Origin of the sequence: Saccharothrix lopnurensis, assembly GCF_042658445.1 — a bacterium.
GTDB classification, from domain to species: domain Bacteria; phylum Actinomycetota; class Actinomycetes; order Mycobacteriales; family Pseudonocardiaceae; genus Actinosynnema; species Actinosynnema lopnurensis.
Window position 1 is genome coordinate 17,341 of the sequence record NZ_JBHSQO010000052.1, and the last position, 21,952, is coordinate 39,292.

The 21,952-nt window shown below is 69.9% G+C and carries 20 protein-coding genes and 1 CRISPR repeat array; of the genes, 14 read left to right on the forward strand and 6 right to left on the reverse strand.

What is annotated here, in order from left to right; translation table 11 throughout:
* The first annotated feature begins 120 nt into the window (after positions 1 to 120).
* On the forward strand, positions 121 to 351 hold the full coding sequence (locus ACFP3R_RS32090; RefSeq protein WP_380641599.1) for a hypothetical protein: 231 nt from the start codon (positions 121 to 123) through the stop codon (positions 349 to 351).
* 131 nt (positions 352 to 482) lie between these two features.
* Here ACFP3R_RS32090 and ACFP3R_RS32095 read toward each other — a convergent pair whose 3' ends face one another.
* Positions 483 to 713, reverse strand: a complete 231-nt coding sequence (locus tag ACFP3R_RS32095) for a DUF397 domain-containing protein (protein ID WP_380641601.1) — start codon at positions 711 to 713, stop codon at positions 483 to 485.
* Positions 710 to 1,576: a helix-turn-helix domain-containing protein gene (locus ACFP3R_RS32100; RefSeq protein ID WP_380641603.1), complete on the reverse strand. Its 867-nt coding sequence runs from the start codon at positions 1,574 to 1,576 to the stop codon at positions 710 to 712. Before ACFP3R_RS32100 ends, ACFP3R_RS32095 begins: the two co-directional genes overlap by 4 nt.
* A 288-nt stretch (positions 1,577 to 1,864) precedes the next feature.
* Between ACFP3R_RS32100 and ACFP3R_RS32105 the strand changes: the two genes are divergently transcribed.
* The 9 genes from ACFP3R_RS32105 to ACFP3R_RS32145 all read left to right on the forward strand — a co-directional run bounded on the left by ACFP3R_RS32105 (position 1,865) and on the right by ACFP3R_RS32145 (position 11,055).
* Positions 1,865 to 1,990, forward strand: a complete 126-nt coding sequence (locus tag ACFP3R_RS32105; RefSeq protein ID WP_380641605.1) for a hypothetical protein — start codon at positions 1,865 to 1,867, stop codon at positions 1,988 to 1,990.
* Positions 1,987 to 2,265, forward strand: a complete 279-nt coding sequence (locus ACFP3R_RS32110; protein ID WP_380641607.1) for an HC3 family zinc finger protein — start codon at positions 1,987 to 1,989, stop codon at positions 2,263 to 2,265. Before ACFP3R_RS32105 ends, ACFP3R_RS32110 begins: the two co-directional genes overlap by 4 nt.
* Positions 2,262 to 2,636, forward strand: coding sequence for a hypothetical protein (locus ACFP3R_RS32115; protein WP_380641609.1), 375 nt, complete (start codon positions 2,262 to 2,264; stop codon positions 2,634 to 2,636). The genes ACFP3R_RS32110 and ACFP3R_RS32115 overlap by 4 nt, the downstream gene beginning before the upstream one ends.
* A gap of 414 nt (positions 2,637 to 3,050) precedes the next feature.
* Entirely contained in the window at positions 3,051 to 3,311 is a 261-nt protein-coding gene (locus ACFP3R_RS32120) for a hypothetical protein (protein ID WP_380641611.1), read from the forward strand.
* 1,192 nt (positions 3,312 to 4,503) lie between these two features.
* Positions 4,504 to 5,286, forward strand: coding sequence for an NUDIX hydrolase (locus tag ACFP3R_RS32125; RefSeq protein WP_380641613.1), 783 nt, complete (start codon positions 4,504 to 4,506; stop codon positions 5,284 to 5,286).
* Between the two features lie 335 nt (positions 5,287 to 5,621).
* Complete coding sequence (locus ACFP3R_RS32130) at positions 5,622 to 6,509, forward strand: IS5 family transposase (RefSeq protein ID WP_380641615.1); 888 nt, start codon at positions 5,622 to 5,624, stop codon at positions 6,507 to 6,509.
* Positions 6,510 to 7,119: 610 nt separating this feature from the next.
* Entirely contained in the window at positions 7,120 to 9,189 is a 2,070-nt protein-coding gene (locus tag ACFP3R_RS32135; RefSeq protein ID WP_380641617.1) for an AsmA family protein, read from the forward strand.
* Positions 9,190 to 9,888: 699 nt separating this feature from the next.
* Positions 9,889 to 10,146 carry a hypothetical protein gene (locus tag ACFP3R_RS32140; RefSeq protein WP_380641619.1) on the forward strand — a complete coding sequence of 86 codons (258 nt, stop codon included), beginning with the start codon at positions 9,889 to 9,891 and terminating at the stop codon, positions 10,144 to 10,146.
* 675 nt (positions 10,147 to 10,821) lie between these two features.
* Positions 10,822 to 11,055 (forward strand): hypothetical protein, encoded by a 234-nt coding sequence (locus tag ACFP3R_RS32145; RefSeq protein WP_380641620.1) that lies wholly within the window; start codon positions 10,822 to 10,824, stop codon positions 11,053 to 11,055.
* Between the two features lie 189 nt (positions 11,056 to 11,244).
* Here ACFP3R_RS32145 and ACFP3R_RS32150 read toward each other — a convergent pair whose 3' ends face one another.
* Positions 11,245 to 11,616, reverse strand: a complete 372-nt coding sequence (locus tag ACFP3R_RS32150) for an Imm1 family immunity protein (protein WP_380641670.1) — start codon at positions 11,614 to 11,616, stop codon at positions 11,245 to 11,247.
* Here ACFP3R_RS32150 and ACFP3R_RS32155 point away from each other — a divergent pair.
* The 4 genes from ACFP3R_RS32155 to ACFP3R_RS32170 all read left to right on the forward strand — a co-directional run bounded on the left by ACFP3R_RS32155 (position 11,519) and on the right by ACFP3R_RS32170 (position 13,403).
* Positions 11,519 to 11,782 carry a helix-turn-helix domain-containing protein gene (locus ACFP3R_RS32155; protein ID WP_380641622.1) on the forward strand — a complete coding sequence of 88 codons (264 nt, stop codon included), beginning with the start codon at positions 11,519 to 11,521 and terminating at the stop codon, positions 11,780 to 11,782. The genes ACFP3R_RS32150 and ACFP3R_RS32155 overlap by 98 nt on opposite strands.
* 378 nt (positions 11,783 to 12,160) lie before the next feature.
* The gene (locus ACFP3R_RS32160) at positions 12,161 to 12,850 is read left to right on the forward strand and encodes a DddA-like double-stranded DNA deaminase toxin (RefSeq protein ID WP_380641624.1); all 690 of its coding nucleotides are present in this window, start codon (positions 12,161 to 12,163) and stop codon (positions 12,848 to 12,850) included.
* A 14-nt stretch (positions 12,851 to 12,864) separates the two neighbouring features.
* Positions 12,865 to 12,975, forward strand: a complete 111-nt coding sequence (locus ACFP3R_RS32165; RefSeq protein ID WP_380641626.1) for a DddA-like double-stranded DNA deaminase toxin — start codon at positions 12,865 to 12,867, stop codon at positions 12,973 to 12,975.
* The gene (locus tag ACFP3R_RS32170) at positions 12,963 to 13,403 is read left to right on the forward strand and encodes an Imm1 family immunity protein (RefSeq protein ID WP_380641628.1); all 441 of its coding nucleotides are present in this window, start codon (positions 12,963 to 12,965) and stop codon (positions 13,401 to 13,403) included. Before ACFP3R_RS32165 ends, ACFP3R_RS32170 begins: the two co-directional genes overlap by 13 nt.
* 400 nt (positions 13,404 to 13,803) lie before the next feature.
* A CRISPR array of direct repeats spans positions 13,804 to 15,543; the repeat unit is 28 nt; unit sequence GGACCACCCCCGCTCGCGCGGGGAGCAC.
* Positions 15,544 to 16,310: 767 nt separating this feature from the next.
* On the opposite strand, the gene ACFP3R_RS32175 is transcribed toward ACFP3R_RS32170, so the two are convergent.
* The 3 genes from ACFP3R_RS32175 to ACFP3R_RS32185 form a co-directional block, all read right to left on the reverse strand.
* Positions 16,311 to 18,839, reverse strand: a complete 2,529-nt coding sequence (locus ACFP3R_RS32175) for a tetratricopeptide repeat protein (protein ID WP_380641630.1) — start codon at positions 18,837 to 18,839, stop codon at positions 16,311 to 16,313.
* A complete protein-coding gene (tgmB, locus tag ACFP3R_RS32180; protein ID WP_380641632.1) occupies positions 18,836 to 19,789 on the reverse strand; it encodes an ATP-grasp ribosomal peptide maturase in 954 nt (317 codons plus the stop codon). Before tgmB ends, ACFP3R_RS32175 begins: the two co-directional genes overlap by 4 nt.
* Positions 19,790 to 20,491: 702 nt before the next feature.
* A protein-coding gene (locus ACFP3R_RS32185; protein WP_380641634.1) for an IS3 family transposase occupies positions 20,492 to 21,693 on the reverse strand; the annotation gives its coding sequence in 2 pieces (ribosomal slippage) (positions 20,492 to 21,402 and positions 21,402 to 21,693; 1,203 coding nt in all).
* Between the last annotated feature and the right edge of the window lie 259 nt (positions 21,694 to 21,952).

Sequence of the window (21,952 nt, forward strand, 5' to 3'; positions counted from 1 at the left end):
CGAACGGGACGCCGGAAGAGCGCTGCTGCACCTCGATTCGGAGGTGACGACCGCAGGGACGCCTGCGACCGCCTGAACGCCTCTATTGTGGGCTTCCCGCCTGGATACTCTCGCGGCAGGGTGCTGGCCCAGGCCAATCTCGCGATGTTGACGATGGCGCGCGACGACTCGCGCCACGCCGTGGCTCTCGGTCACGAAGCCTTGGCCACGATGGGAAGTGTGCGTTCCGACCGGGTGAATCACGCTCTGCGGCAACTGGCCAGGGAAGGCCGGAAATACTGCGATCTGGCTGTTGTGAGGAGGCTGAACAGCCGCATCCGGTACGTCCTGACCTCGAACGCCGGCTCCTGAATCCCGGGACATCGGAGCACGAGTAGGGGCGGTGTACTTTCGCCGCGGCGGGGTGGCCCGCCTGTCGGGATGACGGTGTCCCGGCCTCTGGGACAGGCCGGGACACCGTCGCCGCGACGACGGGTTCGGACTCAGTCGAGAAGACCGTCGAACTCGCCGTTCTTCACTCCGAGGATGAACGCGCGGAGCTCGTCGGTGGTGTAGGGCACCACGGGTGAGTTCTCGATGGTGGAATTACGGAACAGGGCACCGCCGGGCACCTGGGCGACCTCGACGCAGGTGTTCTGCGTGAAGGTGGACCGTTGCCAGGTCAGCGTTGCGGGGTCGGTGACGGCCCCGAGCAGGTCTTGCGGGTCGGTCATGCGGCTGTCAGCTCCTTCCGGGCGTTGGCGATCAGCTCGGTCGAGTGTGCCGGATCGGCGGCGATCGTCCTCAATCGCTCCAGGCGTTCGCGATAGATTTGCAGCTCGTCGTGGTCCTCCACGTAGATGCCGCGCACGGCGGTCTCGATGTAGACCAGGCCGGGGTCGTGCTCCAGCTCGGGTGGGAAGGTCAGCAGTGTGCAGGTCCCGTCGGCGCCCGGATGCCCGCCGTGGGTGGCGGGCAGGACCTGCACCGTGATGTGGGGGTGGTCGCGCAGGGCGAGCAGGTGGTCGAGTTGGCGGGCGAGGACGGATGGGCCGCCGACCCGTCGGCGCAACGCCGACTCGTCGATCACGGTATGGACGCTGACCTGCGGTGTGGAGCGCTCCAGGATGCTCTGCCGACCGGCGCGCAACTCCATCTGACGGTCCAGGCGGTCCGCGTCGATGCCGGGATTGATTTCCTTGATCAGCGCGCGGCCGTAATCCTCGGTCTGGAGCAGCCCGGGAACCCACAAGGCGTCGTAGGATTCGATGCGCTGGGCCGCGCGTTCCACCCCGAGGTAGAGGTTGAACCAGTCCGGCACGACGTCGCCGAGGTAGAGCCACCAGTCGCGGCCGGATTTGGCCGCACGGCGCAGTTCGCGGAAGAACTCCTTGCGTTCGGGCACGCCGTAGAAGTCGAGCAGCTTGTCCAGCTCGGCGGCGCTCGCAAGACTGAACCCGGTCTCGAAGTGCCCGATCGCCGCCTCGCTCTTACCCAGATGGTCCGCGACCTGCCTGCGTTTGAGGCCCCGTGTCATGCGCAGGGCGCGTAGGTCTCCCGCGATCCACCTCCGGATCGCCGTCGGGGCGTCGGACACAACCATCCACGGTCGCCTTTCTGATCATCGGCTGACAGTCGGCCACACGGCATGAATCACCCGATCAGGCTAGTCGCGTCTTAGTGCTCTAAGTCTTAGAGTCCTAACCACGGTTCATGGTGCTCACGCCTGCCGACGGACCGTACCCCCGGAGTCCTCACGGTCCGGGTACCGCCCTCGATTCGGTGACTGCCGGATCAGGGCCCACGTGCTGGCGGTCCCGCCTCGTGCCCCTCGCAGGGGGCGGGACCTGCCTCCACACCGACAACGAGCTTGGAGGTGGTGGCGATGTGGCAAAGGTTGATCGACTGGTGGCCGCCGGTCGCGGGCGCGGTGCGCGCGCTGTGGTGGGCGCTGGGCGACGCGATGGACCTGGGCGGTTCGCCTGCGGGCGGGGCGGGGTGGGGATCGTGACGCAGCCGTTCCGCTGGTACCCGCATGACGGTGAGCGGCACGCGATCCCCGTCGACGCCGGTCACGGCGAGTGCATCGAAACGCTGTGTCACAAGGAGTTGGTCATGGACACCGGCAGGAGGCTGCGGTGCGAGGCGACGTGCGCGGAGTGCGACTCGACGTGGCGTGCGGCGGTCGGCATTCCACCCCAGTCCCGACGCCAGGCGTTCCTGCTCGACCCCCTGGACCGTTCGACGGCGACCTCGGCGGATGTGCCGGTGGAGGCGTCGCGGTGAGCGCCGCGCGCAGGTCCGGCAACGACATGATCACCTACACCGTGATGGGCGAGGAGATCGGTGTCTATCTGGACGCGGTGGCGCGGGTCGTCGAGACCGGGGACGACGACGCCCTCGCCTCGATCGCCCGGATCGAGGTACCGGGGATGCTCGGCGCGGTCCGGGACGCGCTGGCGGGGCACGCGCCCGACGAGCGGGGACGCTGCCCCCTGTGCCGGGGACGCCGGTTGCCGTGGTGGCGCGGGCAGACCGTGCCGTGCCGGTTCTACCGCGCGATCCGCGACCGCCTGATCCCCCCGGAGACCGGACGGCGACACACCCTGCCCGACGGCGTCGGCACGCCGGTCCGCCCGGCCGGGGGAACGGGGTGACCGCTGTCATCCCGCCGGTTGTCATCCCGTCGGTCGCCTCGACGCCACCATGCCGCGCTGCGGCGTCGCGAGGACCTCGCTCTCTGCCGATCCCGTCGAGTGCCGACCGGAACCGTGCCGGTCACGACACCGGCGCGGACCACTAGACCGGTGGGCGGATCCGCCCGGCATGCCGCTCCGGACCCGACTCCGGGAGCGGGAGCCGGCGCGCCCACCACGACGAGGACCGGCTGGCGCCGAGCCCGACAGGCAGCCAGACCTGCCGGGCGGTCGTGCCACCGCAGGCACCGCGCGGCCGGTCCTCGTCTCCCGGTCGGGAGCCCTCCACAGCCGCCGCCCACGCCTCCAGGCGGTCGGTCGAGGGCTCCCGACCTTCTCCCACCTCTTCCGCTGTTCACCTGATTGCGAGTTGTCGTGTCCGTTTCCGCGTCCGAACCACCCGGCCACCCCGGGCACGTCGCGCAGGTGATCCCGCTCGACCGCTTCCGACGTCCCTCCACGGCGGCCCCGGACGGCGATCTCTCCGCCGTGCAGTACCGCCGGTTGATGGTCGACCGGATGCGCCACGACGGCATCCTGACCGACCCGCGCCTGGCGGCGGCCCTGCGGGCGTTGCCGCGGGAGGTGTTCGCGCCCGGGGTTCACGGTGATCACCCCACGGCCACCGGCACCTGACCACCGATCGCGCCGGCCACCTGCTGCTCGACCCGGCGCACACGGCGTGGACCCGGGCCCTGCCCGGCACCCGTGAGGTGCGCACCGGGGGACGCACCCAGGACGCGTGGCGGCACCTCTACGAGCTGTGGGCGCGGTGGGAACGCACCGGCCGCCCCGGACCGGCCGGCTACCGCCTCACGGTCACCGCCGGGGGAGAACCCCACCCCACCCGGCGGCAGCCCCATCGCGCTGGTCGACCACCGCTGACCTCCTCGGCGACGCCATGGCGTTCGCCGGAGAAGCGGCATCGGCGACCCGCACCGGACTTCGGGGCAACGGATCTCGGCGACCTCCACCCGGAGGAAGGGCTCCGCCGCCCCGACGGCATCGACCGCGCCCGGGAACGGGCAGGAGGTGCTGCGGCCGGGCCCACCCACCCGGGTGGGCCCGGTACACCCATCACGCACGACACCCCCGCGGCAAACACGAGGAATCCGAATGCCCACGCCCCGGACCCGCCCCACCCGCTGGCGCCCGACCCGCGCCACCGGATACAAGACACCGGCCCCCGCGCCCACCCGTCGAACAACCACGGCACCGGGACGCACCGCCGGGACACCACCCGCCCCCGACGACCGCCGCAGCACGCCCCCGGCCGCACAGACCCGGGCACGAGATACCCCGCCGCCGAACCGGGCCCGCTCCCTCGCGGCGTCGTCGACCCCGCATACCGCCGACGCGACACACCCGCACACCGCCGCGACGACCGACACCGACTCCGCCCCGCAGACCGGTGCCACGAGGACCCGCGCCCCGGCCCGCAGGCCAGGCAGCCCGTCCCCGGCACGGACGACAGCACCGGACACCGTGTCCGACACGGCGCCGGCCGGTCACGGTGTCATCGACCAACCCGGCGTGTTCACCGAACAGCGCCACCTCGTGGCCGCCGACGCCCCGACCCACAGCTCCGCGCACATGGGAAACCGAGTACGCGCCCTGTGCGGCGCGCTGTGCATGCCCGCCCTGTCCGGCGCCTACACCTGGTGCTCGTGGCCCGTCTGCCCGCAGTGCCCACCCCTCCACCGGACCGACACCGAACCGGTCGACACCCGGCACCCGGCGGCGGCAGATGTCGGTGTACCGCGCCCTCGACACCCGCGCGGCCACGAGCACCCCGCCTCACACGTCGCGGTCCGGCCCGCCACATCCGGTGGCTGACACCGTGCCGGGCTGTCGGCTGTGGGTCTCCGCGCTGCTGCGCGACGAAGACGACCGCATGCTCATCATCGCCCCACCATGGACCCGGGACCGGTTCTTCCGGCTCCCCGGCGGCGAGGTCCCCACCCACCTGAACTCCCCGGCCGTGGCACTGCGCCGCCTGGTGTCGATGCAGCTCGGCGTGGACACCGAGCCCGGCATGGTGGTGGCGATCCACCACGAACGGCCCACATTGCCCGGCGCGATCCCGCACCGCGAACCGGGCCTGCACCTGACCTTCGACTGCGGACGGATCACGCGTGCGCACGCCGACACGCTGATCGCTTCCGACCCGCGACTGGTGACCGGTTGGAGGTTCGCCACAGCGCGGGAGATCAAGGAACTCACCCACCCTTACCAGGCAGCGCGGGCATTCTCCGCGCTGACGACCACGACCGGCCTGGCATTCGTCGAACAGCCACACCGCAGTGCGACATCCGCGCCTCCGGAACCACCCGAGGAGCCGACAGCCCCGCCTGCCGCGCCGGACATCCGGCCCGACACCTCATCACGCCCTCACAACCCGACCGAGCCCTCGACCGCGAAGGCGGAGCCGGACGAAGTACCTGCCGAAACCCGCAACGAGGTCACCACACTGCTCCTCGACACGCCGGGAGGACAGAGCTTCATGACCCGCATCCTGGACGGGCTGCGAAGGCTCGATGACATGCAGCCCGACACACCCACCACAGAAATACCCACCGTCGAACATGAAGCCCCCGACGGCACCACCTGATCATGAACCCGTCGGCGGCCACGGAGGTCTACGGCGCAACCTGCGGCACGTCAGCCCGGTGCGTCCAGAACACCTGAAGTTTCCACGGAACGACACGTCACCCCGCACGTCCGTAGAGAGCGGATGCCTACCTCCAGATCGAGGCTCGGCGTCACTCCGACCCGGCTCCGACGGATCAACTCCGACTCGACAACGTGACAAGCATCGCCGGACTTCGGCCTGCCGGAGTAAGTAGCTGTATCCGAGCTTGGTCGGGCGGAGGCTCTTTGGTGCGCAGACGAGGGAACTCCTGGTAGATCGGACGGTGTCTATGCGCCGTTCCACCAGGAGTTCCGTTGTTATCGTGCCCGATCCCCGCGGGCGGTTCCACCGCGGGTACCCCGTGCTGCCGCCTGGCCGCCTCCCACCAGCCCGCTCGCCGTGTCTCCCGGTATCCCACCGACATCACCGACGCCCAGTGGGCCGAACTCGACCCGCTGCTGCCCGACCCGGCGTGCCTGGCCGGTCGGGGCGGGCGGTGGGAGAAGCACTGCCGCCGGGTGATCGTCGACGCGATCCTCTACGTGGTCGACAACGGCATCAAATGGCGTGCCCTGCCCATGGACTTCCCGCCCTGGCCCACGGTCTACAAGCGCTTCGCCGCCTGGGAGAAGGTCGGGGCGACGCAGCGACTGCTCGACGCGCTGCGCGACCGGGCCCGCCTGGCGGAGGGACGGGCGGCGACGCCGTCGGCCGCGGTGATGGATTCCCAGTCGGTGCGCGCCGCGGAGACCGTCGGCCGCGCGACCCGTGGTTGGGACGGCGGGAAGAAAGTCGCGGGCCGCAAGCGGCACATCGTCGTGGACACCCTGGGGCTGCTGGTGGCGGTGCTGGTGACGCCGGCCTCGACGCAGGACCGGGTCGCCGCCCGCAGCCTGCTGCGGCGACTGCGCGACACCACCGGGAAACGAACCGCGCTGGTGTGGGCCGACGGCGGCTACACCGGACCCCTGATCGACTGGGCCCGCAAGACCCTCGGCCTGGTGGTGGAGATCGTCCAACGTCCGCAAGTGCCCTACTTCACCGTGCTGCCCAGAAGGTGGGTCGTCGAACGCACTCTGGCCTGGATCACCGGACACCGCCGCTGCGTCCGCGACTACGAACGCCTACCCCACCACCACGAGGCCATGGTCCGCTGGTCCATGATCCGCATCACCAGCCGCCGACTCACCCAACGCCACTAGCTCGGAAACGGCTACTAACAGGGGCCGAGGGAATCGACCCGGAGCGGATCGCGCTTCGTCTCGTTCGCTCTGGTCACAGCTTCCGTCCATCCATGTCGAAGACATCGTCGACTCGCGTCGATCTGTGTCGCGCCGCAGCGGAGAGCCGGCTGACCTCGACGACATTGGGGCCGTCGTGCGCGCGGTCAACCCTGTCCGGACCGGCCCAACTCTTCGGATTCCGGACCTGCCTTTCGGGCCACGATTCGGGTGTTCGGACCTACCGTTCGGGCCGCTGTGGGGATCGCGCGACCGGGTGGTGTTCGAGGCGACGGCGCGGGCGTGCGCGTTGCCGGGCCGGCGCTACGAGGTGGTCGACGCGGTCGAGCCGGTGGTGACGGGCAACGTGCGCCGGCTGGCCGGTCGTTCGGGCCTGGTCGACGGATCGCAGCTCAACGGGTCGGTCCACCGCCATGTTCAAGCGGACGGGACATCCCCGGCGGAACGATCCTGGGGAAGACCTCGACCGGCGGAGCAGTCCGGACGTCACGGTGTCCGGTAGGCGATCCACAACCGGAACACGCCGACAGCCGACTACCACCGGCAGACCCGCGTGATCCACAGTTGGCGGGTGAGCGAATCGCAGACCCCGCCCGTCCTGGACAACCTCAGCCCTTTGGAGGAAGCGGTCGTCGCCGCAGCCTGCCGGGGCACCTGGACACGACCCGACACTGACCTGACGCCCGGGCAACTCGCCGACACCGAGGACCCGGGACTGCGGGTGCGGGCGGAACTGATCCGGGAACTGCTGATGGGCCGCCGCGGCGAACTCGATCCCCGCGGCGTACTCATCCGGGGTGTGCGAGTGGTCGGAGAGCTGGACCTGGACCACGTCATCGCGGTCACCGGCCTCGCACTCCTCGCCTGCTCACTACCGGACGGCATCACCTGCATACACGCCCGACTCCACCAGGTGGACCTGCGCCACAGCACGATCACCGACGTCAACGCCGAGAGTGTCCGCACCGACGGCAGCCTGTTGCTGCGCGGCGCGCGCCTCACCGGCAGCGGCGAACGCGGCGCGTTACGGCTGTTCGGTGCCCACATCGGCGGCCAACTCGGCCTAGACAGCGCCACCGTCACCAACACCACCGGCCCTGCCCTGAACGCCGATGATGTCCGCACCGACGGCAGCCTGTTGCTGAGCGACGCGCACCTTACCGGCAGCGGCGAAGACGGTGCGTTACGGCTGTTCGGTGCCCACATCGGCGGCCAACTCGCCCTCGACAGCGCCACCGTCACCAATACCACCGGCCCCGGCCTGGACGCCGACCACATCCGCACCGACGGCCACCTGTTGCTGAGCGACGCGCACCTTACCGGCAGCGGCGAAGACGGTGCGTTACGACTGCCCGGTGCCCACATCGACGGCCAACTCGACCTCGAACGCGCCACCGTCACCAACACCACCGGCCCCGCCCTGGACGCCGACCGCATCCGCACCGACGACGACCTGTTGCTGAGCGACGCGCACCTTACCGGCAGCGGCGAAGACGGTGCGTTACGACTGCTCGGCGCCCACATCGACGGCCAACTCGACCTCGAACGCGCCACCGTCACCAATACCACCGGCCCCGCCCTGGACGCCGACCGCATCCGCACCGACGACGACCTGTTGCTGAGCGACGCGCACCTTACCGGCAGCGGCGAAGACGGTGCGTTACGACTGCTCGGCGCCCACATCGACGGCCAACTCGACCTCGAACGCGCCACCGTCACCAATACCACCGGCCCCGCCCTGAACGCCGATGATGTCCGCACCGACGGCAGCCTGTTGCTGAGCGACGCGCACCTCACCGGCAGCGGCGAACGCGGCGCGTTACGACTGCTCGGCGCCCACATCGGCGGCCAAGCCTACCTGACCGGAACGCGGTTGACCAACGAGTCCGGACCGCTGCTGGTGTTGACGGAGGCCAGGGTGGACGGGGCGTTGTTCCTGCCCGCCGTGCTGGTGTGCCCGCAGGCCGGCCAGACAACAAGCACCCGCCCTTGCCCGGACAGCCCCCGCCAACTCGTCGCGCGCGGGCTGGTGTTCCCCCAGCTTCGGGACATCTCGTGGCGGCAGTGGCTGCACCTGCTCGTGCACCACACCCCCGGCTACCTGCCCCAGCCCTACCAACAACTCGCCGCCGTCGAACGCGCCGCCGGACACGACAACAACGCCCGCCACATCCTCATAACCCAACAGGACGACCTCCGCCGACGCACCCCCGACGCCCTCGGCGGACACCTCGCCCGCGGACGGCACCGGCTGTGGGGCTGGCTGGGCCGCTACGGCTACCGCGCCCACCGCCTCGTCACCGCACTACTCACCGTCCTGCTCCTCGCCGGCGCCACCGGCTACACCGCCGGACAAGTCCCCACCCGGGCAGGACACCACGCCGCCGAACGCGTCACGCCGCCGAACACCCCGACCACCGCGGCAGGCATCCCGTGTTCCACCGCCGAACTCATCGGCCTCGGCATCGACCGCGGCCTACCGTTGGGCGCCACCGGCCTGCGCGCCCGCTGCGACCTCGACACCGGCACCCGGAAGGGCCAGGCATTCACCTACCTGCTGTGGGCACTGCAAGCCATCGTCTGGGCCCTGGCCACCCTCACCATCGCCGCCTACACCGGCCTCATCCGCAAAACCGCCTGACAACACCCCAACCGACGCCCAACACCGCGACGACGCCGTCGCCGACAGAACGACGGCGCGGTTCGGCGTCCGCGGCGACGGCCGTCAACCACCGAATCCGTAAAGCAAGACCGGACAACCAGGGCGTCGGTCGTCCGGACCTACCGTTCGGACCACGCTTCGGGTGTTCGGGCCTACCGTTCGGGCCGCTGTGAGCGCGGCGGGGACCGGCCGGGGGAATGTCGGAGCTGGATGTGCTGCCAGGTGGTGCGCCCCCGGCGCCCGAGGGGTTCGAGCCGGTCTTCGCGGACGATGACGGCGAGTACTACCGGGTGGGTCTGGCCGAGGTGTGGTCGGTACCGTTGGAGTCGTGCCGGCCGGTGCATGGGTCCTCGTCAAGGGGCAGCGGCACCACGTGGGGCGGTGGTGGACGGCCACGACGGGCACGGTGGTGGGGTTCGAGTCGTAGTTGGAGCGCGACCGGCTGATCCTGCTGGACTTCGACCCGGCGGTGATGGGCATCGTGTCGCAGCCATTCTGGTTGTTCTTCACCACGGTCGAGGGCGCGCGGTGTTCGCACGCGCCGGACTACCTCGCGCGGCTGTCGTACGGGTCGGCGCTGGACTGCCGTCCGGCCGACCAGGTCGGACCGCGTGACCGGGTGGCGTTCGAGGCGACGGCGCGGGCCTGTGCGGTGCTGGGCTGGGCTGGCGCTACGAGGTGGTCGACGCGGTCGAACCGGTGGTGGTGGGCAACGTGCGCCGACTGGCCGGTGACCGGTACCCGCGCCACGACCTGCCGGGGGTCGCGGCCGCGCCGCGGGAGGTGTCCGCCGAGCCGGTCGGGTTGCTGAAGGGCGCGGCGCTGGTCGGCGATCCGATCGCGGTGCCGCCGGTGCTGTTCCACCTGCTCTGGCGGCGCGAGCTGCACGTCGGGTTGTCGCCGCCGCCGCACACCAGAGCGGTGGTGAGCCGGTGACGGGCGCGGCGCGGCCGGTGCTGCGGGTGGGCGACCGGGTCGCCTTCGACGGCGGGAAGCACCTGGTCGTCGGGTTGGCCGGGACGGCGGTGAGGCTGCGTGAGCAGGCCGGGGCGGAGCAGGTGGTGCTTGCCCAGCACACCCACCGGCGGCTGCTGCGCCGCTTGGGCCCGGACGCGACCTACGACGCCGTGCTCACCGGCTTCTTCATCTGCGCCCACCGCTGGCAACACCACGACCCCACCGGCCCCGCCGACGCCCACCACCAGCGGGACCGCCGCGCCCGGCTGCTCATCCCGCCCGGCACCGAGACCAGCACCTTCAGCCCGTCACGGCTGTTCGCCGCCACCTACCCCGACGCCGTCGCCCTGGCCGGACTCCTCCGCCCGTTGGGGCCGCCGGCGCCTGGCCGCCGGCGGCCCCAACGACCAACGCGCCTTCGCCACCGAGATCGCCCGCCGCCTCGGCCCGACCGACTACCGGCCCATCCGCTCCCGCGACGCCGTCGCGCACGGGATCGACCAGCGCTGCCGGCAGCCCTCGGTCCTGCCGCACAGCTCCTACCGGCGCGAACACGCCTTCGGCGGCAAGACCTACCGCAAACCCGTCGCCACCGCCGAACAGGCCCGCCGCAATACCGCGGCCGCCTTCGCCGAACACCGCCGCAGCGGCGCGATGATCCTGTTCCACCGCACGACGGCCCTGCCATTCGCCTTCTCCCGCGCCGCCCTGATCACCAGCGACACCCCCACCGAACTCCACGCCACAACCTCGAAGCTGACCATCCGACAGCGCGAAGCCCTCCTCGACGCCGACTACCACCGCCCCAAACCGGCACCAACGACCTGGCTGGACACCGCCGCCGAACCTCTGCGCTGGACCAACCGGACCGGTCCCCGACAGTCCTAGCGCGACCGCCCCTACTTCCCTGGCGGCTGACGCAACCCGCGATCCGAAGGCTAGACCCGCGGCCCCCGGCGCACCCGCACCCGGACTTAGCTTTCGGACCGCAGTTCAACGCGCTCATGCCCCGAAGGGTTCAGGCGGAACGGACAAACCCGCCGGTGTGCTGCACTATCTCGCTGGCGAGGTGGTGGTTCACGGGGTCGACGGCTGTGTCTGGTGCCAGGTCACGCAGGTGGGGCGTTCCTGGGTGTTCAGGAATTCGGTGACCGCCTCGATCAGGGTCGGTGCCGCGGCGCCGCTGCCTGTCGGGAAGTGGTGTCCGCCGGGTGTTGTCCATGCCGGTGAGGCGGGGTCGCCGTCGAGTATGGCTGTGTGCCCTTGGGCGCTGAAGAGCAGGAATCCGAAGTGTTCGTGTACGGCGGCGACCACTTCGTGGTCGGGGTGCAGTCCGGCGGATCGGGAAGCGGTGGCCGGCAGCGACAGCCGGTCCTCGGTGCTGGAGCGTGCGTTCCAGGTGCTGGAGCTGGTCGCCCACGAGGACCGGCCGTTGAACCTGACCGAGATGAGCCGTGCGGTCGAGTTGCCGTTGCCCACGACACACCGTGTGGCGAAGGCGCTGGTCAAGCTCCGCGCGCTGGAGAAGAACGACGGCCGCTACACCCTGGGCCCGGTCTGGTCGGAATGGGCTGGCGTTACGGGCGAACGAGAGTCGTCCGGCGCGTCGAACTGACGCACCGGGCAGGGTGGAACAAGCATGGGAGTGCGGTGCACCTGACGAGTCGCCGACGCTTGGGAGGCTCGACCCCGTTCATGGGGTTGACCGCAAGCGGGGCCTTGACCACCGCGTACCGGAAGATCCCCCGGAACAGGTCATAGATCGTCCTGGACGACTCGCCCGCGTCGGTGAGTGCCACGTACCGAGGGTTGCGGACTTGCTCACTTGCCCAGGTGTAGGGGAGGCGGGCAAGTCGGGGGCAAGTCGCGCCACTTGCCCACCTCCCCCATACCCCCCGCAAGTGGGCAAGTGGGCAAGTCCGCCACATGTCGTGTCGGTCGAGTGACTGTCGGTGCCCTGTGCCACGCTCACGCCGCAGGGAAAGGGGGCGGGGTGGCGTTAACCCGGGAGGTGGCGGCACAGGTCCGGGCCGCGTGCGCGAAGGGTGGGCAGGCGCGGGCCGCGCTCGAACAGGCGGAAGACCTGGCCCGGGAGGCACACGACCTGTTGGCCCGTGCGTTGGACGGCGCGCGGCACCTCGGGCCGGACGGGGAACAGGTGCTGGCCGCGTTCACAGGGGTGGTGGACGCGTGCAAGGGCCACTACTGGCCGCTGCTCAACGAGGCCGTGAAAGCCGCCCAGAGCTACGCGGACCACCTGGCGACCATGGGCACTCCCGACCCGGCCCCGACTGCTCAGCGGCCTACACGGCCCCCGACACAGCCACCCCCGGCGCAGCCGCCGCAACGACCCCCGGCCCGCCAGGTCGAACCCGACGACCCGCCCGTGATCCCGCCCGAACGCATCGAGGCGCTACGGCGCGAGCTGCCCCCGCCCGTGGTGCCCAACACCGGGCAGCGGACCCACGGCCGGTGGATCGGCCCGGACGGCACCGTTCAGGAGATCACTAGCGGAATGGACGCGCGATCCGCGCTGGTGAAACAACAGCTCGCGGACAAAAAGATACCGCGTCCCACCCTGCGGTCCGGTGACGTGGAAATGAAATTGGCGGCCGACATGGCGGCCCGGGGGATCAAACACGCAACAGTGGTCATCAATCACGTGACCTGTAAGGGGCGCTGAACTGTGACACCCTCGTGCCGGTCCTTCTCCCCGAAGGGTCCACACTGACCGTGCACGGAATCAACGTCAACGGGACACGCACCCGCACCCGCTACACAGGAGGAGCACAGCCGTGGTGGAGCTAGAAGCCTGGTACGACGTGGACCACGACGGCCCCACGATCGTGCGCACCCCGGCCGAACTGGACGCGGTGGTGGACGTGGTGACCGGGTGGGAAGGCCGCATCCTCGTTGACCTGTACGTGATCGGAAACCCCGCACGCGGGCTCAACGTCGGGATTCACGGGCAGACGGGTCGGGGTGCGCTCTATTACGCGGCCGGGCATGACGAGTGGTTCAGCAAGGGCACGGCCCCGAGCCCGGGCTGGAGTCCCGACGAAACGCTGCTGTACTACTACATGAACAACGACACCGAGTTTCCCGGTGACTGCGAAATCCCGCTGGAGGCGGTCCGCCGAGCCGCCCACGAATTCATGGCCACCGGGGGCGAACGGCCCACCGTCACCGACTGGCAGCCACGTACCCCGATGCCCCCGGCCGGGTCCGCCGAGTAGCCGCCGGGCCCGCCCGTACGTCACCCGGTTCACGTGCCACACGGGACCGGTGTGTCAACCACTCGGCCCGGCGCTGAGCGGCCCCCTGTCACAACGAAAGCGGCCGGGGTGGCATCGCGCCCCCCCAGCCGCCCGGTACTCGTCTACGGGCCCGCTGTGCTTTACGCGGTCCAGATCACCTCTACGGGAACACCCCCGTCCGTGGTGACCGTGACCCGCCAGCGCCAGTCACACCCCTGGTCCGATTCCACGGGCAACCCGCCGTGTGTCCGGCCGCACCGGACATACGGCGGCCACCCGTTCGCGTGGTCGTAGAGCAGGGACAGAACGGGCCACCAGGCGCGGGCCCCGCAACACGGGGACTCCAACACCACGTGCGGCTTTCCGGAGTCGGTGACGAGGACCATCCCCGCTCGCGCGGGGAGCACGTGGGCGGCCGTGGTGAGGAGGCGGTGCGCGCGGGACCACCCCCGCTCGCGCGGGGAGCACCGGGTGGCTCACCTGAGCACGACTCACCCGGCGGGACCACCCCCGCTCGCGCGGGGAGCACCCCAGCGCCGTCCACGACTCGACGACCGCCGCGGGACCACCCCAGCTCGCGCGGGGAGCACTTCACGGGCTGCTCGCTGGTCCCGGCGGTGACCGGACCACCCCCGCTCGCGCGGGGAGCACGCGCTATTGGTATGGCGTTTATGGCCAATCCAAGGACCACCCCCGCTCGCGCGGGGAGCACTGCCCGCCGGTCATCCCGTCGGGTCCGGACTTCGGACCACCCCCGCTCGCGCGGGGAGCACGCCGAGTGGTCCGACTCGCGCCAGTGCGCCGCGGGACCACCCCCGCTCGCGCGGGGAGCACCCGCGCCTCGCGCTCGCCGACCTGTCCCACCTGGGACCACCCCCGCTCGCGCGGGGAGCACGCGCCGATCCAGCAGGCGGTCCAGCAGCGCCTGGGACCACCCCCGCTCGCGCGGGGAGCACGGCGACCGCGCCAAGTACGACGAGAGCAAGACGGGACCACCCCCGCTCGCGCGGGGAGCACGCCGGGATGGTCAACTCCAGCTGTGCGGCGAGCGGACCACCCCCGCTCGCGCGGGGAGCACTTGGCCATCACCGGCAGCGCGATCGCGGACGCCGGACCACCTCCGCTCGCGCGGGGAGCACAAGATCCTGCGCGACCTCAAGGAGGCGAAGAACGGACCACCCCCGCTCGCGCGGGGAGCACGACGCGAGTTTCCGGCTCATGATCGGAATGGTGGGACCACCCCCGCTCGCGCGGGGAGCACCCCAGCATGATCCGCGTCGGCGGCAGCGTGGCGGGACCACCCCCGCTCGCGCGGGGAGCACCCAGCTCGTTGTCGGCCGAGAGGACCGAGCTGTGGACCACCCCCGCTCGCGCGGGGAGCACCGCGGTCGGCAAGGCCGTACGCGGCGGGCTGGTGTGGACCACCCCCGCTCGCGCGGGGAGCACATGTCGGCGCGCAGGGTGACGCGCACCCGGTACGGACCACCCCCGCTCGCGCGGGGAGCACGCGACGAGGGCCAGGAGCAGGATCACGCCCAGGGGACCACCCCCGCTCGCGCGGGGAGCACCCCGGCTCGCCGCGGCGCCGCAGTTCGCCGGTGGGACCACCCCCGCTCGCGCGGGGAGCACTCTTGGTGATCGTCAAGCTCTTGCTGCGCCGGCGGACCACCCCCGCTCGCGCGGGGAGCACCCGTTGGCGGGGCCGGTCCTCGACCTCCCCCGGGGACCACCCCCGCTCGCGCGGGGAGCACCATCAAGCACCCCCTCGCCTGCCGCCCCGACCTGGGACCACCCCCGCTCGCGCGGGGAGCACCGGTGCCCGCTGGGGGTGGTCCAGCGGCCCACGGGACCACCCCCGCTCGCGCGGGGAGCACGCTCGCCGTGCGTCGCGATCACCTCGTCGCGGGGGACCACCCCCGCTCGCGCGGGGAGCACCTGGGGCTCGATTCGCTCGTGCGGAACTTCGTGGGACCACCCCCGCTCGCGCGGGGAGCACAAGCTGAGCTACGAACCCGAGTACGATATCCCGGGACCACCCCCGCTCGCGCGGGGAGCACGCGTCGCGCCACCAGCCCGCGCGCCGGGCCGGGGGACCACCCCCGCTCGCGCGGGGAGCACACTTCTTGACCAGTGACTTTGCAGGTCGGGGTGCGTGTTTTCATTCGGTTCGTTCCGGTCTCGTATATCGATGGTCGTCCGATGTCTTCGCCAGGTCTGAGCGTGACACGGGCGCCGATAGTTACTGGGCCGGCGCTGAGTTTTTCCGGTCTGGTGGTGCGGGCTGGCCATGGTGGACCACATCCCTGCTCGCGTGGGGGAAGGCAGGGCAGGGAGCGGCTTCCAACAAGCACGTCGGACCACCCGCTCACGCGGGGGAAGACGCGTTGGGTGCGAACCAGGCCACGGCGGATGGGGGACCACCTCCGCTCGAGTGGGGAGCAGGCGCATCCGGGTCCACAGGTCCGCGGCTGTCCAGGACCACCCCGCTCGCGCGGGGAGCACCTGAGGACTTCGTTCATGGCGACGGGTCCATGCCATCACGCCGCGTATTGGTACGCGTAACAACGAATTCCGGTGCCGCGTGGTCGAACCCTTGGCCTGTTGAGGTGGAGGCGAGGTGAATGTTGGTATGCTTCGGTGCGGTCGTGATGCGGCAGACCGATGCGGAATTGCTTCGCCGCCGGCGGAACAGCGGGAAGTCGACCTCTGGCTCTGTCGCTTGGGAGGCGCAGCCAGGGTGTGCGGTGGCGGTCGTTTCATGTCCATGATGTATTGGTTGCGCTCGCGCCGTACCGTTTTCTTCGGCCATTGCATCTGATCGCGTAGCGTTCCGGTTGGACGTAAAGATGTGCTGATGCTAGTGGCTCGCTTGGTTGGAAAAATTTATTACAGTATCTCGGCGTCGAGTTTCCGGTTTGTGTCAGATCGATTGCTGACTGCCGCCAAGTTGGCGCGCGTTGCCGATGTTAGGGGATGGTTCTTCCCTGTGGTGCGGAGTCGGATCGTCAGCAGGAGCTTGAGTTCCTCGATGGCGGTCTGGGTGTTTCCCAGGGCGGCGAGGGTGAGTGCCCGGTACTCGCGGGTGATAAGTGTTGCGTGGTGTTCCTCGCCGAGGATTTCCGTTTTTTCGTGGAGTACATCCTCGAACTCTTGCCGAGCCGTCTCCAGTCGTGAGTTTTCGAAGTGGAATTTCGCCAGTCTGTGGCGGGTGGCGAGTGTGTGGATGTGGGTCGGGCCGAGTACGCGTTTCTGCTTGTCGAGGACTTCCTCGTACAGTTGTTCCAGGCCGTCGATCTTGTTCTGGTCGTGGCGGAGCATGGCCAGGTGGCTGTAGGCGATCAGTGTCTTGGGGTGGTCCTCGCCCAGGGCTTCCCGTTCGTCGGCGAGGAGTCGGTGGTATTCGGCTTCGGCGTCGGCGAGGTCTCCTCGGACATGGAGCAGGGAGGCCAGTTCGCTGCGGGAGTCCAGGGTGTTGATGTGGTGTCTGCCCAGCACGATCTCTCGGGCGGCCAGTACGGCGCGGAACCCGGCTTCCGCTTCCTCGGCTTTGCCTTGCAGGTGCATGAGGTGGGCGAGTCGGTTCTTGGTGTCGAGGGTCTGCCGGTGTTCGGCTCCCAGGATGGTGACCTGGTGGTTCAGCACGGCGCGGAACTCGGCTTCGGCTTCGGTGAGGCGGTCGCGGGCCCGCAGGGCCACGGCGCGTCGGCTGCGGGTGTCCAGGGTGTCGGGGTGCGCGTGACCGAGGAGTTTCGTCTGGATCGTGAGGGCGGTGTGGAATTCGGTGTCGGCGGCGTCGAACTTGGCCTCGGTGGTGAGAACCGAGGCCAGGGTGACGCGGGTGCGGACGGTGTCGGGGTGGGTGTCGCCGAGGATCTTGTGCTGGGGCTCCAGGGCTGCGGTCAGTTCGTGTTCGGCCTGGGAGTAGAGGCCGCATTGGTAGAGAAACCGTCCGCACCGGAAGGTGCTCAGGGCGGCGACGCGGATGTGGTCCGCGTGGTCGGGGGCTTCGGTGCCTGCTTCCTCCCACAGTCGTAGCGGGGCGGTGCAGTGTGGTGCGAGTGCCTGCCACTGCGCCCAGGTGGTGGAGTCCTCGTGGTCCAGGTCGCGGGTGGCGGAGTCCAGCAGTGCCCCTGTCACCTTGGCGTACTCGGCCAGGTTGTCCACGACGTCGCGGTGGTGACGGTTGCTCTCCCGGACCACCGGGTGCAGTACCAGATCGGCCGCCTGTAGCTCCGGGGACTGGTGTGGTCCTCGGGTCTGTTCGGTGAGACCCAGTTCGGCGAGGGCTTGGAGCAGGGTCAGCAGCTTCTCCGGTGTGATCCCGGTGAACAGGGGGGAGGTCGCCATGACGCGGGCGTCCAGCAGCCGGTAGGGGATCCGGCTGTGCGCGAAGCAGGACAGCAGGCGCAGCACTGTGCGTGCTTCCGTGTGTCCGCGTTGCCGGAGCGCTTCCAAGGACAGTTCCCAGGTTTCGGTGATCAACTCTCGTGGCTCTCTGCGTTCGGAAGGGTGCGGTGATGCGGCTTCGACCGTGTTGACGAAGTGTTCGTCGAGGGAGGCCAGGTAGTCGTCGAAGTTCCGGACGGGTTTCAGGCCGGGTAGCGGGGGTGCGGTCGCCATGCGCGCCGAGTGCAGGCCGGCCAGCCGCAGGGCCAGCGGAAGGCCGCCCAGGCGGTCGGCGACGGCACGCGCTGCGGCGAACTGTCCGGCGTCCCGACGGGTCAGGTCGAGTAGGACACGGGCGCCGTGGTCGGGGTCCAGTGCCGGTACCGGCAGCAGTGACGCGTGCGGTCCCCATGCCTGCCGTCGCCCGTCGCGGCTGGTGATCAGCACGGACCCGTTGCTGCCCTTGGTGCTGCGCAGCCAACTCGGCCCCGTGTGGCGGGTGGAGCGGGTGGAGACGACGAGTTCGGGATCGTCGGCGTTGTCGACCACGAGCAACCATGGGTGCGGTAGGTCGGCGAGGCTTCTCCACAGCAGGTCCGGAGCCGAGGTCTGGCCTGTCCAGGCGGCTTGGATGTGTTCCGGCGACACGCCGACGCGCGAGCACACTTCCCGCATGCCGGTGGCCACACCGCTCTCATCGTGAGCCGGTACCCACCACACGGTGACACCGCGTTCGCGCATCCGGGCGGCGAAGTGCAGTGCCAGTGTCGTCTTGCCGTATCCGCCGCCGCCGTGCACCACGATGAGCTGGCCGGTGCCGTCCGCGGTCATCCGGGCCAGGTGGTCCACCAGGCTGGTGCGGCCGCGGACGTCGTGGTCGAGTCGGTCCCACGGTGGTTCGACCGACACCATTCTCGTCAGGTCCGGTGGCGGTGTTGTGTTGTGGATCGTCACGATGTCCCGCCCGGCCTGTGTGACGCTGCTGCGTTCGGCGGCGTGCGCGGACTGTCGTGGGGTGCCCCGGGTCATGCCGTTCCCGCCAGCATATCGGCGATGGCGGCACTGACCGGCACGCCCGCGGCTTCCTCCAGCCAGCCGAACTGGCCTGCGGGGTTGGCTTCGAGGAATCGCCACAGACCACTTGGTGTGACGACGAAGTCGAATGCGGCGAACATGAGCCCGAACGCGGTAAGGAAACGGCCGACCGAGGCGACGACGTCCGAGGGCGGGTCGATCACCGAGTAGGAGAGGTTGCTGTAGTCACTGCGCCAGTCGATGCGGGCGGCGGCGCTGTGCGCGCGGATCGCCACCGCGAACAGGGTGGCGCCGACGGCGATCAGGCGTACCTCGAAAGACTTCTCGACCCACTCCTGGAACAGGTGCGCCGTGGTCTCCACCCCGGTGAGGTCGGCCAGGTCTGCAGACTCCAGCAAGCGCGTGTAGGCGATCCTCGTGACCGGCCCGTCGTCCATCCGATTGACTCCGAGGACCTTGTTCACCACCTGCGGAAAGTCAGTGGTGAACCGGTGGACCGCTTTCGGGTCGTTGGTGATCATCGTCGTGGGTACCGAGAAGCCGCACTGCGCGGCGACCGTCAACTGCCAGGGCTTGTATCCGGCGTCGGCCTGACGGGCGGGGTGGTTGCACCACGGCACGGGCAGGGACGCCAAGACGCCGCCGAGCCCCAACCTGGCCTCCATCCGCATGTGCCGCAGTTCGGCCGCGGACACCCCGGCGTCGAAGGTAAAGCCCGTGGGACTGCGGAACAGCACCGATCTGATGGCGTCGAGATCGACGCTGCGGTGAGGCGTGGTCAACGAACCCCGCCACCGACCTTCGTCGAGCACCGCGTCCAGTGACAGACCGGTGGGAAACCATCCGACGTCACATCGGAAGACCGGCACCGCGCGATCACGAAGTTCGAGCACGACGCGGTTGACCGTGGGGTCGGAGTCACCGCTGATGACCAACACCGTCACTGCGACTCGTCATCCGGCTGGTGGAAGTCCATCTCCTCGTCGCCTGTCGGACCGTCGGTTCCCCCGCTGGACGTGCCCGCCAGCACCACGTGTGTTCGTGGGCTGTCGTAAACCACCACCTGGAGTTCATGCGAATAGCGATAGGCTGGCTGGACCGCCACAGGGGTCTCATGGAGAAAACGGAGCCCGAAAGAGCGAAATGCGATCTGATCAGAAGAGGTCGGGCGAGGCTTGGGACGTGTCCGCCGGCGAGTCGGAAAGCGATCGTCGACGGACACCAGAACGCCGTCTACTCCTGCAAATCCTCTATTGTGGACGCTCACGGCAGCCCCCGACAGTTGATTGCCTGGATGGACCAGTAGACCAGACAGTTTGCCCCTTGGCCAACCCGATCAGCCAAATGGGTGCCATCGGATCGTACAGTCATGCCGGTACCTTCGACGAATCCCGCTATGACCTGGGCAGTCCGCACTTCTGCGGACCTTGCGCCGTGTCGATCTGCTAGTACCCCCTCGGGCGGGTGATGCGTCCGAGGCTGGCCAAGCGATGCACATGCCAACCTTGCGGGCTCTCGCGAATGTTACGTTCAACCGCCTTCGCCGTGTCGACTCGGGTGTCAACCGAGTCCCGTGCATGTGCGAGCGATTAAGCCGAATCGGGACATCCGGGGGTGGACCCTGACCCCGGATGTTGGACACGGGGTTATGCGGCTGGGGTCAGCGTAACCGGTGTTGGTAGCAGGCTGTTCTCGTAGTCGATCGGGGATATCTGGCCGAGGTGGGAGTGGCGCCGTCGGGTGTTGTAGCGGTGCGCCCAGCCGAACACCGCCAGCCGTGCTTCCCTTGCGCTGCCCCAACTCCGGGCGCCTTGCAGTGTTTCGCGTTTGAAGGAGGCGTTGAGGCTTTCGGCGGCGGCGTTGTCCGCGGAGCTGCCGACCGCGCCCATGGACCTGGTGACCCCGGCGGTGCGACAGGCGTCGGCGTAGGCCCTGGCGCCGTATTGGGCTCCGTGGTCGCTGTGGAAGATCGCCCCGGCCAGGCTGCCGCGTGTCCGCTGCGCCGCGTGCAGGGCGTCGAGGACGAGTTCGGTGCGCATGTGGTCGGCCACGGCCCAGCCGACCAGGCGGCGCGAGCACAGGTCCATCACGGTCGCGAGGTAGAGGAAGGTGCCGTCGGCGATGGGCAGGTAGGTGATGTCACCGACGTAGCGGGTGTTGGGCTCCTGGGCGGTGAAGTCGCGTCCGAGCAGGTCCGGGGCCTTGACCGCGGTCGGGTCGGCGAGAGTGGTGCGGTGCCGGCGGCGCAGCCGCAGCCCGGCCAGCCCGATGCCGCGCATCACGCGGGCGACGCGCTTGTGGTTGACCTCGTGTCCGGTGTCGTGCAGTTCGGCGGTGATCCGCGGGACGCCGTAGGTGCCCGCCGACTCGCGGTGGATCACCCGGATGCGCGCGGCCAGGTCCGCGTCGGCCGCGGCGCGGGCCGCCCGGTCCGGGGCGGTGGCCTTCCAGTGGTAGTAGCTGGACCGGGCGAGGCCGATGACCTGGCACAACCGCTTCACGCCGTACTGGCGTCGGTTTTCGGAGACGAACCCGAAGCGGTTCACCAGCGCGTCTCCCCTGCGAAATACCGGGCCGCCTTGCGCAGGATGTCGCGTTCCTCCTCCAGTTCGCGGATCCGCCTGCGCAGTGCGGCGTTCTCGTCCTCCGGCGAGGCCGGAGCCGAGGCGCTCGCGGTGGAGGCGGGCGCCTCGGTGCGTTGTGCGTCGTCGAGCCGGATCCAGTTGCGCAGCGTCTCGTGGTTCACGCCCAGGTCCTGGGCCACCGATTTGATCGTCACACCGGGTCGGGACCGGTAGAGCGCGACCGCCTCGGCCCGGAACTCCGGCGGGTAGTGCTTCATCACCATCTGAACGGGACTCCTGTCCACCCGGATCATCAGGATCCAAGTGTGTCTGGTGTCCAACGTCCAGGGTCAGGGCCCGGTCCTGGCTTGCCGACCCGGTTGTGACCCGACTTGCGCGAGCCCTATGTGCATACTTATCCGCATCCGGACGGGTCCGCCATAGCCGATCCCGTATCTGTTCGTCTGGCCCGTCGACTCCCCGGCCGGTCGTGCCTTCACCTGCCGCTCAGGGATTCGCCCGTCCGAACGGTACGCATCCGCG